Below are 12,522 nucleotides of genomic sequence, written 5' to 3'. Positions count from 1 at the left end.
TCGGTCTGAGTGTCGTTCGGAAGGGGTGCCCGTGGGGCGCGATCTTGAGTCGATCGTCCAGGAGGCGGCAGGCGGTCTGGCGGCCGGACGGTCCTCGGCGGTGGTGGGGGTGCTCGCGGAAGGGCGCACCGAGATCCGCGGCGCAGGGCCCGGCGCGCCCGACGGCGACACCGTGTTCGAGATCGGCTCGGTGACCAAGGTGTTCACCGCGCTGGCGCTGGCCAGGCAGGTCGTCGCAGGTACGGCGGGGCTGGACGAGCCGGTGCGCGACCTGTTGCCCGCGGGCACCGCCATGCCCGCGCGCGAGGGCAGGGAGGTGTCGCTGCGGCATCTGGCGCAGCACACCTCCGGGCTGCCGCGCCTGCCCAAGGGGGCGACCTGGCAGATGATCAGGGAGTTTCCGAACGGCAACCGCGACCCCTACGCGCGCTACGGCGACGCCACGATCCTCGCCGGGCTGGCCGACACCCGTCTGCGTTCCCTGCCAGGCGCCCGGTTCCGGTACTCCAATCTCGGCGCCGGCCTGCTCGGTCTGGCACTGGCCACCCGGGCGGGAACCGACTACGCGACGCTCGTCACCGAGGACGTGTGCGAGCCGCTGGGCATGACCAGGACCAGCCTCGGCGAACCCGTCATCCAGGGACACACGCGGCGCGGTCGACCGACCCCGCCCTGGAACATGGCCGCTCTGGCAGGGGCGGGCGGGCTCCGCTCGACGGCGGCGGACCTGCTCACCTTTCTCCAGGCCCAGATCGAGTGCCGCGAGGAGGCCATCGGCCTCAGCCGCCGGACCGAGCACCGCGTCAACCCGTTGCAGGCCGTCCAGCTCGGCTGGATGGAGACCCTCCTGCATCCGAAGATCGGTGGCGGCCGCCGGGTCTGGCACAACGGGCGCACCGGCGGTTTCGCCTCCTACGTCGGCTTCGACCCGGAGCGGCGGATCGGTGTCGTCGTGCTGAGCAGCACCGCCCGATCCGTGGACGGCACAGCCGCCACCCTGTTCCGGACCTTGGCCTCATAAGCCGCGACCTGTCGTCCCAGCGCCTCGCGTCCGCGGCCGCGCCCCCTGGGCCGGGGTGAGCAGCCGCCGCGGATCGCCGTGGCGACAGGTCGAGGGCGTTCGGTCAGGTGTCGGCGAGACGCCGGGCGAGGGTGTGGCACCGCCGCCTCAGCTCGTCCGGCTCGAGGACCGTGAAGGCCTCGTCCACGAGAGTCGCGAGCATGGCCGCCCACTCCAGCGAGTCGACGCGAGCGGTCAGGATCACGTGCCGCGGACCGTCCTGGATGACGTCGGGCTCTTCGTTGCGGAAGCGGTCGATGACGGTGGCGGAGTCGGCCTCGAACCTGATGCGTACCCGGATCCGCCGGTCGGGCAGGAGGCGCTCGAGCTCCTCCGTTCCTCGGCCGGGGGTGAGCGGGTGAAGGGCGAAGGACGTCTGCGTCAGGGTGCAGGACCGGATCCCGTCCAACCGGTGGACTGCCCAGGTGCCGTGAGCCCGCGCGAGCAGGTACCACCGCCTGCGCCGAAGCAGCAGCCGGTGGGGCTGCACCTCTGGCGTGGTGCCGTCGCTCAGCTCCAGCACCGCGGTCCTGCCCTGCTCGGCCCCCTGTGCCAGGGTGACGAGGAGGCCCGCGTCGACGGAGACCGTGACCTCGGGCGAGGTGGTCAGGGTCTCGGTGACGCGCCGGCACGTCGCCGCCAGGGGGCGCGGCAGCACCCGCATCAGCTTGCCCAGCGCGCTCTGGGCTGGGTCTTCGACCCGCGCGCTCCTCGCCGTGCCGGTCAGGCCTGACCTGGCCGTGGCCAGGGCCATGCCCACAACGAGCGCCACGGCCTCTTCGTCCGAGAGCACCAGGGGCGGCATGGCCGCGCTGGCGCGCAGCTCGTACGCCCCGTGCGGGCCGGGTCCGGCGTCGACGCGGTAACCCATGCCTCTGAGCCTGGCGATGTCCCTGCGAACCGTCCGGACATCGACGTCCAGCCGAGCGGCGAGTTCGCGTCCGGACATCGGACGACCTGACTGCAGACAGGAGAGCAGCGAGAAGAGGCGTTCGGTCGGATGAGCCATGCTCCATCTCACCCTGAGATGAGGACAGGATCCGTCCGCGACCGTCTGTAGCGTGTCAGCATGACCATGAACACCCCCATCCTCGTCCTGGGCGGCACCGGCACGGTCGGGAGCCGGGTCGCCGACCGGCTACGCGGCGCCGGTCACAGCGTCAGGGTCGCCACCAGGCACGCTGAGTGCCGGTTCGACTGGTCGATCCCGGACACCTGGAGCGCCGCCCTCGACGGCGTCCACACCATGTACGTCCTCCTGCCGGACCAGACCGGCCTGCCTGAGTCGTTCATGCGGGAGGCCTGCCGAAGCGGGGTGCGGAGGGTGGTCCTTCACTCGGACCGCGGCGTCGATGTCATGAACGTCACCCACCTCCAGGAGGCGGAGCGACAGGTACGCGAGTCCGGATGCGAGTGGACGATCGTCCGCCCCGACTGGTTCAACCAGGACTTCGAGACCTTCTTCCGCCAAGCCGTCCTCGACGGGCGCCTGTGCGTGCCCGTGGGCTCGACCCGCCAGGGCTTCGTGGACGCCGACGACATCGCCGCCGTCGCGGCCCAGGTACTGATCCGGGAGGATCACATCGGGCAGATCCTGCCCCTGACCGGTCCGAGGGCGTTGTCATTTCGAGAGGCCCTCGACCACATCGAGCGCGCGACCGGGCTCACGGTTCACTTCGACGGCACCCCCGGCGCGTACCGCGAGTCCCTGCGCGCCGAGGGCACGCCGGACGAGGTGATCGACACCTTGATCGAGAACTTCTCCTCCGCCGCGGCGCAGGGTGACGCCGAGCCCACCGGGGTCGTGGAGAAGATCCTCGAACGTCCAGGAAAGGACTTCGGCGCCTACGCCAGGCAAGCCGCGGCCAGGGGTGTGTGGCAAGAGCGCTGAGCACACGCCCGCGATCTCCGGCAGAGGCGGGCGCGCGGCTCTCGGTCCGTCACGGTGTGCACGATCCGATCTCCCCAGGAGCACTGGAGACCACCGGGCGCGGTCACGGCTGGTACGGCAGGACCCGGTCGTACTCGACGAGAAGGTGGCGCGGCCCGCGCAGCGTCGAACTCGGGCGGTAGGGCGGCGGGTCGGTGACCAGGCGCGGGTTCACCAGCCGCTTCGCCAGCTCGCGCAGCGCGATCTGGGCCTCCAGGCGGGCCAGCGGCGCGCCGAAGCAGTGGTGGATCCCCCCGCCGAACCCGAGGTGCTGGATGTAGGGACGGTCGGGGTCGAACCTCTCGGGATCGTGCACGTGCGCGGGGTCGCGGCTGCCCGACGCGAGTGCCAGGACGATGCTCGACCCCTTGGGAATGGTGACGCCCGCGATCGTGATGTCGTCGAGGGCGACGCGCTGCGGCAGGAAGTGCACCGGAGGCTCGAAGCGCAGCAGCTCCTCGACGGTGTGGATGATCAGGTCGGGTTCGTCGCGGATCCGTTCGATCAGCCCGGGGTTGCGCAGGAGGGTCAGCATGCCGTTGGTGATGAGGTTGACCGTGGTCTCGTGCCCGGCGACCAGCAGCAGCGCGGCGGTCGTGATCAGCTCGGTATCCGACAGCGAGCCGTCGGGGCCTTCGTAGGTCGCCAGTCCGGACAGCAGGTCGTCGCCAGGGTTCCTGCGGTGGGCCTGGGCGAGCTCCCCCAGGTAGGTCGCCAGCGCGAGCACGGCTGCCGTGCGGCGCTTGGCTCGCTGGTCCTGGTCACCCTCGCCGGGGCCGAGGGTCTCGACGATCTCCTCGGCCCACGCGTGGAACCTGGGCTCGTCCTCGCGCGGCACCCCGAGCAGGCGGCAGATGACCGTGACGGGGAACGGGTAGGCGATGTCGTCGACGATGTCGGCCTGCGTCCTGCCTGCGACGCCGTCGATCAGGTCCTTGACGATCTCGTGCAGCTCTCCGCGCATGCTCTCCACCACGCGCGGCGAGTGGGGCGGTCCGAAGTGCCGCATCGCCAGTCGCCTGAGCCGGTCGTGCTCGGGCGGGTCGGTGCCGATGAAGGAGGGTGGCAGCGGCTCGCCGGGCGGCGGGTGGGCCAGCTTCCGCTTGTCCGAGCTGACGCGCGGGTCGTGCAGCAGTGCGACGATCTCCTCGTAGGTGCTGACGACGTAGCTGCCGTCCTCCAGCCGCACCACGGGGGTCTCGCGGAGCTCGGCGTACAGCCGGTACGGGTTCGCCCGGTTGGTGAACTGGTGGATCTGCGCGTAGATGCTTGCCGGCTCCACGAAGGTGCCTCCCCTGTCTGGTGGTTCGTGGGGTCCTACGGCTGCTGCCGTACGAGAGAGACGCGACGTTCGGCCGGGTCATGACCCGTCACCACCACGGTCGCGCCCGCCGCGGGCGCCATCCGCTGCGGCACCTCGGCCGGGACGGGCCGCATCTCGTCGGGCCTGCCGACCATGCGGTAGTCGGGCGGGAACGGTGCGGCCCGCTCGATGAGATCCCGGTAGAAGTCCAGCCACATCGCCTGGTCGAAGGTGACCGCGGCGGTGATCCTGCCCTTGTAGCCGTACACGGCGACGAACCGGCGCTCTTCCACCGAGCCCTGTGCGATCACGACCTCGTCGGCGATGCTCGTCACGCCGACCGACTTGATGTTGGTGTCGAACTGGTTGGACCAGAAGACCGGCAGCGACAGGTGCGGCCAGCGATGAGCCTGGTCGCTGAGCATGTTGTGGGCGGCGATCTCCGCCTGGGCGACGGCGTTGCCCCAGTGCTCCAGCGACATGAACTGGTAGTGGTAGACCGGGTGCGGGAACCGCGCCACGTCACCGGCGACGAAGATGTCATCGGTGACCAGGCCGTTGATGTCGACGGCGCGGCAGCCCGCGTCGGTGGCCACCCCCCAGGGGCCTGCCGCGAGGCCCGAGCCTTCCAGCCATTCGACGTTGCGGACCGCGCCGAGCGCGACCACCGCCATGTCGGCCTCGACCGTGCCTCCGTCGGACAGCCGCGCGCCGGTCAGCCGTCCTTGCTCGTCCCCCACCAGTTCGGTGACCGTGACCCCGCAGCGCAGATCCACGCCCGCGTCGCGTTGCATGCCGGCGGCGATGTCGCCGATCACCTTGCCGAGCGCGCCGACCAGCGGCGCGGGCCCCGCCTCGACGACGGTCACCTCGAGGCCCAGGCCGCGGCAGACCGACGCCACCTCCGAGCCGGTGAACCCCGCCCCGATGATCAGCACCCGGTTGACGCCTGCGGCCAGCCTCCTGCGCATCCGGTCCGCCTCGTCGAGCGTGCGCAGCACGTACACGCCGTCGAGCGCCGCCTCGGCCTCCTTGGGCCACGGCCTGGCGCGCGCGCCGGTGGCGATCAGCACCTTGTCGAAGCCGATCTGCCGGCCGTCGGCGAGGGTCACCTGCTTGGCGCCGATGTCGAGTGCTGTCGCGGGGGTTCCCGCCAGCCATTCGACCTCGATCTCCCGCAGGTGGGGAAGCATGGTGTGCTCGGCGTCCACCCAGCCGGTCAGCACCTGCTTGGACAGCGGCGGCCGATCGTAGGGCTGGTGCTTCTCGTCCCCGATGAGGGTCACCTTGCCCTTGAAGCCGTCCCTGCGCAGGACGCCCGCGGCCCGGCCCCCGGCGAGTGAGGCGCCGACGATGACGATGTGCCCGTTGCGCTTGAACTCCCCGTCGACGTCGCTGGTCGGGTGGCGCAGCTCGGGCTCCACGGTCCTGTGCTGGGTGGCCATCCTGTCGACGTGGAGCGCCTGGACAGGGCAGGCCGCGGCGGCCCTCAGGACGTGCTCGCGCTGGGCGTCGTCAGGGTCGGTGTCGTACATGAGCGCCTCCTGGCCGTGCATCGTGAACACGTCCGGCGCCAGGAAGACGCACTGTCCGTAGCCCTGACAGCGCGTGAGATCAACGACAACCCTCACAGCCACTCCCCCGTCGATCCGGGCCGGCATACGCCACCAGGCCGATCTGTCACCCCCTTACCCGACTCCTTCTCGGCGATAAGCGACGAAGTGCCATGGAGAGGGTATTTTCGCGGTCAAGCGGACGCAGTCCGCCGCCGGTGGAAGGCGAGCAGGAAGCAGCCGACGACCAGGACCCAGACAGGGAACAGCAGCTCCGCCCAGGTGACCGTGCTGACGACCAGCAGGAGCATCGCCCCGACGACGTAGCCGAGCGCGAGGAGCCAGCGGGGGAAGAGGCCCAGGCGGGCCGCGATGGTCGTGGTGATCAGCGTGAACACCGCGGCCATGCGCGGCGCGTACTCGGTGAGGAGGCTGATCGTGAGGTAGCGCCCGTAGTGGTGGAAGTCGCCCTGCCGGCCGGCGTCCTTCATCGCATCGATCGTGTCCATATAGGCGCGTCCCGTCGCGCCGAAGACGAGCAGCAGCGCCACGTACAGCAGGCTAGAGCCGAGGAAGACAGTCGCGAAGAACTGGTCTTCGCGTATGCCGATGAAGTCCCGCAGGGCGCCGGTGAACCACAGGAAGAAGATCCCGCCGTACGGCAGGAGCTCCAGCGCCACCCGGAGGGCTTGGCGGCTCGAGGTCCTGGCGAGATAGGCGGTCAGGTCGAGCGGGTGCTCGGGTATCGACAGCCGCACCAGGACCATGGCGCCGCCCAGCAGCAGGGCGGCGAGGATCCCCGCCACCCCTGCGGCGCGAGGCGTCCTGAGCCGCTTCGCCGGCGGCTCGGAACTGCTCATGTGATCCTTCTTTCGGCGGCGCACGTTCCGTCGGACGCTACGTATCCATTCGCTACGCTGTGTAATCGCGACGCTCGTCGCGGCCATGCTACGGCCGGGGGCCCTGCCGCTCCGATGAACGCCAGGGCCAGGGGATGATCAGAACTCCTGCACGGTCTCGCAGCCGACAGGCCGGGGGTCGACGGCCTTGTCGAGGACGATCTCGTCGACGCCGAGCCCGCAGTTCAGGTCGCCGTCGGCCGCCAGGTTGGCCTGGTTGTCCAGGCTGACCCGTACCGAAAGACTGCTGCTCTTGTAGGAGACGGTGTCGATGCCGGCGCCGCCGCTCCAGGTGATGGCTCTGCCGGTGGACGAGCCGGCGCCGGCGATGAGGCTGTCGTTGCCGTTCTGGCCGCTGACGGTGCCTCGGAAGGAGACGCCGACGCTGAAGGAGTCGTCCATGTCACCGAGGTTGGCGGTGAACTCTGTGGCGCTGGCGCCGCAGGTGACGGCGCGGGAGGGTGAGCTGACGGCACCCGCCCTTGGGGGTGCGCGGCCGCCTTGCCAACACCGCGCGCGAGGACAACCCCGACGGCCGCTGTCGCATTAGCGACATGGCAGACAAACGGCAGGTCCGAATGCTGGCGGGCAGAGCCCGCCATCGCCCACTCTCGTGATCACTAGTTGTTGATACGAGAGGTTCACCCCCCATGCACTGGTCCGCACATGTGGCGGCGGTGGGAGTATCCGCCGCCGCCCTGCTGAGCCCCCCGTCGCCCGCGGCGGCGCAGCCTGCCGCTTCCGGCGTCCACCGCGTCACCTTGATCACCGGCGATGTGGTGACCGTGAGGGAGTCGGAGCAGGGCAGGCGCGCGGTGGAGGTGAAGCCGGGGCCCGGCCGTGACCGGATGGGCTTCCACACCACCGAGGAGAACGGCGAGCTGCGGGTCCTTCCCGCCGACATGGTGCCCTACCTGGCGGCCAAGCGGCTGGATCCGAGCCTGTTCTCCGTCACCGGCCTGATCGAGCAGGGCTACGACGACGCGAAGACGGACAAGCTGCCGCTGCTGTTCGTCTACGACGGCATGGCCACCAGGACCGCGACTCCGCTGGAGAGCGTCAACGGGCGGGCCGTCTCGGCCGACAAGCGCACGATCGGCCGGCTGTGGAAGTCCCTGGACGAGGAGCGGGCGAGCCTGTCCCAGGGCGTGGCGAAGATCTGGCTCGACGCCAAGGTCAAGGTCTCGCTCGATCACAGCGTGCCGCAGGTGGGCGCGCCTGAGGCGTGGCAGGCCGGGTTCGACGGCAAGGGCGTCAAGGTCGCCGTCCTCGACACCGGGGTCGACGCCGCCCACCGGGACCTCGCGGGCCGGGTGAAGCAGACCAAGGTGTTCACCGGTGACGAGAACGTGAACGACGCCCACGGGCATGGCACCCACGTGGCCGCCACCATCGCGGGCGGGATCGGAAAGAAGGGCGTCGCCCCCGGCGCGGAGCTGATCATCGGCAAGGTGCTCGGCGACGACGGGTCAGGCACCCTGTCCGGCGTCATCGAGGGCATGGAGTGGGCCGCCGCCGAGGGAGCGTCGGTGATCAACATGAGCCTCGGCGGTGGCGTCACCGACGGCACCGACCCGCTCAGCGTCGCCGTCGACAATCTCACCGAGCGGACCGGTGCGCTCTTCGTGGTCGCGGCGGGCAACGACGGCGCGGCCTACTCCGTGGGCAGCCCGGGAGCGGCCACCTCCGCGCTGACTGTCGGCGCCGTGGACGGCAAGGACGCCATCGCCGACTTCTCCAGCAGGGGTCCGCGCCTGGACGACGCGCCCAAGCCGGACCTCACGGCGCCTGGCGTGGGCATCGTCGCGGCCAGGGCGGCAGGCACCGGCATGGGCCAGCCCGTCGACGAGCACTACACGGCCGCGTCGGGCACCTCCATGGCCACTCCGCACGTGGCGGGGGCCGCCGCGATCCTCAAGCAGCGCCATCCGGAGTGGAAGGCGGGGCAGATCAAGGACGCCCTGGTGGGCTCGGCCAGGACGGTGGCCGGCCAGCAGGTCGACGACGCGGGCGCGGGCAGGCTCGACGTGGCGCGCGCCCTGCGGCAGGGCGTGACGGCCACGGGCGTGGTCAACCTGGGCAAGCACCAGAAGGATGAGGGGACGGGCACGGCCGAGGGCACGATCACCTACACCAACGGCACGGCGGCGCCGGTCACGCTCGCGCTCTCCAGCAGCCTCGAGGGCGCCGTGCTCAGCGCGCAGAGCGTCACGGTCGCGGCCGGCGGCACCGCCGAGGTCCAGGTCCGCGTGGACCTGGCCAAGCTGTCCTTCGGCAGGTACGGCGGGCACGTCACGGCGACCGCGGGAGCCGAGACGGTGCACACCACGCTGGCACTGACCTGGAAGGGACCGCAGCACACGGTCCGCTTCACCGCCGTGGACGCGGCGGGCAAGCCCACCGGCACCGACACCCTGTCGATGTTCGGCGCGTCGCAGCAGGACGACGTCTTCACCTGGGTGCCCGAGCAGGGCCTGACCGTGGAGGTCTCCGAGGGCACCTACATGACGCAGGCGATCAACCTGGCGAGCGGCTGGGGCCGCATGCACCCGCGCGACGGGCTCGTCGTCATTCCGGAGCTCAAGGTCGACCGCGACCTGGAGGTGGTCCTCGACTACCGCAGGACCAGCCCCGTCACCGTCAAGGTTAGCGAGCCGGTGGAGCAGGTGGGCATCTTCACCTACTTCACCCACCGCGCCTTCGGCTCGCGCAAAATCTCCCAGGGCGTCATGAACTTCGACGTCGTCGAGGGCCTCAACGTCTCGCCGACCCAGCCGGTCAGCGAGGGCACGTTCGAGTTCGCCTCCCGCTGGCAGCTGATCGCTCCGAAGATCACCGCCCGGGTGGCGGGTTCCACGTACCCGATGGGCTTCCTGGGCGGCTCGCCCGGCCTGGAGGGCCGCCACCTGTGGCGGCTGGCCGAGGGAGCGGACGGCGCGCGGGGCAAGGTCGCCGTGATGGACTCTCTGGACTGGGAAGCCGGCGCCGAGGCTGCGGTGAAGGCGGGGGCGGTCGCCGCGATCATCGTGATGACCCCCGACGACGCGCTCTCACGTGGATGGAGCCCGGCCAACGTGAGGCTGCCCATCCCCGTCATGCTGATCGCCAACGACCACGGGCAGCGGCTGCTCGAACGCGTCAGGAAGGGGCACGCCCTGCTCGACATCAGCGGGACGATGGCCTCGCCGTACCTCTATGACGTCATGCAGGTCTCCGGCGGGCACGTGCCGGACACGATCGTGCACGAGGTGAGCAACCGCAACACCGCCCGCATCGACACGAAATATCAGGACGCTGGCGGGTTCGGGTGGGCCAAGGAGCAGCGGTTCGGCTGGCGGCCCTGGCAGGCCTACTCCCTGGGCAGCCAGATGGAGAAGCAGCGGATCGTGAAGACGCCGTCGCGGCGGGCCGAGTACGTCAGCGCGGACGGCTCCTTCTGGCAGCACCTCGTCAACCACCAGTACACCTGGGACGACATGAACCGGTTGCAGGACGGGCTGACCGAGCCGCCCCGCACCTACCAGCCCGGTCAGCGGATCAGCGAGAGCTGGCACGCGCCCGTCGTACGGCCCGCCATCCCCGACTGGCTGGCTCCCTCCACCCGCACGGGCGACACCCTGGAGATCCGCGTCCCCGAGTTCGTCGACGCCTCCGGTCATGTCTCCCGCGCGGGGGTCGACAACGACAGCGCCTCGGCCAGGTTCCTGAGGGACGGCAAGCTCGTGGAGGAACGCGACGCCGCCTGGGGCGCCTTCCCCGCCGTGCCGCAGGAGGCCGAGTACCGCCTGGAGCTGTCCACCAGGCGCACCTCCGAGGAGTGGACGACGGCGGTCGCGACCGAGACGGCCTGGACGTTCAGGTCGAAGCAGGGCCAGCAGGTGCTGCCGCTGCTGCAGGTCGACTACGACGTGCGGCCCGGACTGCTCGGCTTCGCCGTACGGCACCAGAAGGGAGTGAGCGGGCTGACCGCCAAGGACCTGCGGCTGGAGGTGTCCTATGACGACGGGGCGACCTGGCGCAGGCAGCCGGTCCTCCCGCTCGGCCACGGCCGCTACAGCGCGGTCGTCCTTCGCCCGCATCCGTCGCTGCGCGTCACCGCCACCGATTCCGGCGGCAACCAGGTCAGGCAGACGGTGATCAGGGCGTACTGACCGTCACAGCCAGTGCTCACGGGCGGCGTGCCAGGCCAGCTGCATCCTGGTCTGGGCGCCCGCCTGCTCCATCAGGTGGGTGATCCGGCGCTGGACGGTCCGCTGCGACACCTTCAGCTGCGTGGCGATCGACTTGTCGGGCACGCCCGCCACCAGCAGCGACAGCAGGTAGAGGTGGTCGGAGTCGAGCGGGCTGCCCGGGGTGGTGAGACTGACGGGGGTGGCCCGCTCCCAGAGGCTCTCGAACAGCGCCTTGAGCGCGTCGAGCAGGCTGCTCGGCCTGATCAGCGCCGCGGTGAGCTGGGTCAGCCCGCCGGTGTGCTGGATCAGCGGGAGGACGCCCAGCTCGCCGTCGGCGATCATCATCCGCACCGGCAGGGTGGGCAGGGCGCGCGCCTGCTCACCCAGCTTGATCCCGTCGGCGAGGTTGACCAGCATGCCAGGCTCCTCCAGCAGCGCCCCTTCGTAGATGACGCGGTAGCCCACCCCACGTCCCAGCGCGGCCAGCTCCTCGGTGTTCTCCTGTGAGGTCATCGCCACGTGCCCGGCCCGGCAGAAGCTGACGACCTCGTGCCGCGCGTTGTCCTGCAGCAGGCGCAACTGCTCGCGCAGCGCCGTCCTGCTGGTGATCACCTCGATCAGCTGGGCGGCCTCGCGGCGCCGCGAATGGGCCAGGTACTCCCCCGTGAGCTGCTCCACGGCCTGCCTTGCCCGGTCGACCTCCTCCTGCCGCCTGTGCAGCCGGGCCGCGAGCGCCACGTCGGGCGCGACGGCGGTGAACCTGTCGGGCTCTCCTGGTACGGCTCGCGCCAGGCCCTTGGCGAGCAGGGAGCCGAGCGCCCGCCGCGCCTCCTCGCTCTCGACGCCGAGCTCCGCCGCCAGCTCGGCGGGCTCCACCCCGGCGGTTCTGACCAGGAGCCGGTAGGCGGCCTCCTCCTCGGCGCCCAGCCCCGCGGCGCTCAGCACGTCATCCGGGAGATCCGGTCGAGGATCTCCGGCACGATCGGGGCCGAGGCGGCGACGTCGCGCCGCACGTGTCTCTCGCCGTCCTGGGTGGACGCCCTGGCGGCCGAGGGCACGCCCGCACCGTGACGTGGCGCTTCGAGGTCATCTACCCGGACGGTGTGGTTCACCCGGCCATTGTAGGGAGGCCGGCGCCGGTCCCAGAGGGGGGCTCAACCAGAGCCGCAGTTCACGACCGCTCGGGCTTTCGGGCGAGAAAGGTGGCGGCAGCCCTTCTGGCTCCTTCGCCGGGCTCCTGCACCAGTCGCGCGGTGGCGACGAGCCCGGCCTGGTCCAGCAGCCGTCACCCGGCCTGGCCCGCATCCCACGTCCGCGACAGCCCTGCGGCCGGCCGTCCGCACGGTCTCGGTGAACGCCGCCAGCATCGCGCGTGACAGCGGATCCAGCTCGGCCGGGGTCATGACCTGTTCGACGTAGGCGGCGGCCACCGTGTCGTACGACTCCCGGACGGCGGCGAGGTAGGAGAGATCGGTCACCCGGGCGACTCTAGAGGAGCGCCCGAGACCTCCATGACGTGACTCGTTTGTACGATCCCCACAACTCCGGCCGCGAAGCACGCTCAGTACCCCGCATGGCCGTATCCGGGGGCACCCGAGAGTATGG

11 protein-coding genes are annotated in these 12,522 nt (G+C 70.9%); 3 read left to right on the top strand and 8 right to left on the bottom strand.

Annotated elements, in window-relative coordinates:
* The first annotated feature begins 31 nt into the window (after nt 1-31).
* Nucleotides 32-1,021, top strand: coding sequence for a serine hydrolase domain-containing protein (locus ABFX55_RS10560; RefSeq protein WP_346119976.1), 990 nt, complete (start codon nt 32-34; stop codon nt 1,019-1,021).
* Between the two features lie 103 nt (nt 1,022-1,124).
* On the opposite strand, the gene ABFX55_RS10555 is transcribed toward ABFX55_RS10560, so the two are convergent.
* A complete protein-coding gene (locus tag ABFX55_RS10555; RefSeq protein WP_346119975.1) occupies nt 1,125-2,069 on the bottom strand; it encodes a helix-turn-helix transcriptional regulator in 945 nt (314 codons plus the stop codon).
* 60 nt (nt 2,070-2,129) lie between these two features.
* Here ABFX55_RS10555 and ABFX55_RS10550 point away from each other — a divergent pair, with 60 nt between their 5' ends.
* Nucleotides 2,130-2,951: an SDR family oxidoreductase gene (locus ABFX55_RS10550; protein WP_346119974.1), complete on the top strand. Its 822-nt coding sequence runs from the start codon at nt 2,130-2,132 to the stop codon at nt 2,949-2,951.
* Nucleotides 2,952-3,054: 103 nt separating this feature from the next.
* Here ABFX55_RS10550 and ABFX55_RS10545 read toward each other — a convergent pair whose 3' ends face one another.
* The 4 genes from ABFX55_RS10545 to ABFX55_RS10530 form a co-directional block, all read right to left on the bottom strand.
* Entirely contained in the window at nt 3,055-4,272 is a 1,218-nt protein-coding gene (locus tag ABFX55_RS10545) for a cytochrome P450 (RefSeq protein WP_346119972.1), read from the bottom strand.
* A 35-nt stretch (nt 4,273-4,307) separates the two neighbouring features.
* On the bottom strand, nt 4,308-5,924 hold the full coding sequence (locus tag ABFX55_RS10540) for an FAD-dependent oxidoreductase (RefSeq protein ID WP_346119971.1): 1,617 nt from the start codon (nt 5,922-5,924) through the stop codon (nt 4,308-4,310).
* A gap of 116 nt (nt 5,925-6,040) precedes the next feature.
* Entirely contained in the window at nt 6,041-6,706 is a 666-nt protein-coding gene (locus ABFX55_RS10535; RefSeq protein WP_346119969.1) for a hypothetical protein, read from the bottom strand.
* Nucleotides 6,707-6,844: 138 nt separating this feature from the next.
* A complete protein-coding gene (locus tag ABFX55_RS10530) occupies nt 6,845-7,147 on the bottom strand; it encodes a hypothetical protein (RefSeq protein ID WP_346119967.1) in 303 nt (100 codons plus the stop codon).
* 248 nt (nt 7,148-7,395) lie between these two features.
* Between ABFX55_RS10530 and ABFX55_RS10525 the strand changes: the two genes are divergently transcribed.
* Nucleotides 7,396-10,896, top strand: a complete 3,501-nt coding sequence (locus tag ABFX55_RS10525) for a S8 family peptidase (RefSeq protein ID WP_346119965.1) — start codon at nt 7,396-7,398, stop codon at nt 10,894-10,896.
* 3 nt (nt 10,897-10,899) lie between these two features.
* Here ABFX55_RS10525 and ABFX55_RS10520 read toward each other — a convergent pair whose 3' ends face one another.
* From ABFX55_RS10520 to ABFX55_RS10510, 3 genes are read right to left on the bottom strand one after another with little or no spacing between them, the layout of a single operon-like run.
* Nucleotides 10,900-11,862, bottom strand: coding sequence for a helix-turn-helix domain-containing protein (locus tag ABFX55_RS10520; protein ID WP_346119964.1), 963 nt, complete (start codon nt 11,860-11,862; stop codon nt 10,900-10,902).
* Nucleotides 11,856-12,029, bottom strand: a complete 174-nt coding sequence (locus ABFX55_RS10515; RefSeq protein ID WP_346119962.1) for a hypothetical protein — start codon at nt 12,027-12,029, stop codon at nt 11,856-11,858. The genes ABFX55_RS10520 and ABFX55_RS10515 overlap by 7 nt, the downstream gene beginning before the upstream one ends.
* A gap of 42 nt (nt 12,030-12,071) precedes the next feature.
* Nucleotides 12,072-12,395: a hypothetical protein gene (locus ABFX55_RS10510; protein ID WP_346119960.1), complete on the bottom strand. Its 324-nt coding sequence runs from the start codon at nt 12,393-12,395 to the stop codon at nt 12,072-12,074.
* Nucleotides 12,396-12,522 lie beyond the last annotated feature (127 nt).

The organism is Nonomuraea roseola (genome assembly GCF_039535395.1).
Lineage (GTDB): Bacteria > Actinomycetota > Actinomycetes > Streptosporangiales > Streptosporangiaceae > Nonomuraea > Nonomuraea roseola.
This window is presented reverse-complemented; position numbering and strand designations above follow the sequence as displayed.

Coding starts and splice junctions, on each gene's coding strand:
- ABFX55_RS10555 (WP_346119975.1), bottom strand. CDS start 2,069: ATGGCTCATCCGACCGAACGCCTCTTCTCGCTGCTCTCCTGTCTGCAG.
- ABFX55_RS10550 (WP_346119974.1), top strand. CDS start 2,130: ATGACCATGAACACCCCCATCCTCGTCCTGGGCGGCACCGGCACGGTC.
- ABFX55_RS10535 (WP_346119969.1), bottom strand. CDS start 6,706: ATGAGCAGTTCCGAGCCGCCGGCGAAGCGGCTCAGGACGCCTCGCGCC.
- ABFX55_RS10530 (WP_346119967.1), bottom strand. CDS start 7,147: ATGGACGACTCCTTCAGCGTCGGCGTCTCCTTCCGAGGCACCGTCAGC.
- ABFX55_RS10525 (WP_346119965.1), top strand. CDS start 7,396: ATGCACTGGTCCGCACATGTGGCGGCGGTGGGAGTATCCGCCGCCGCC.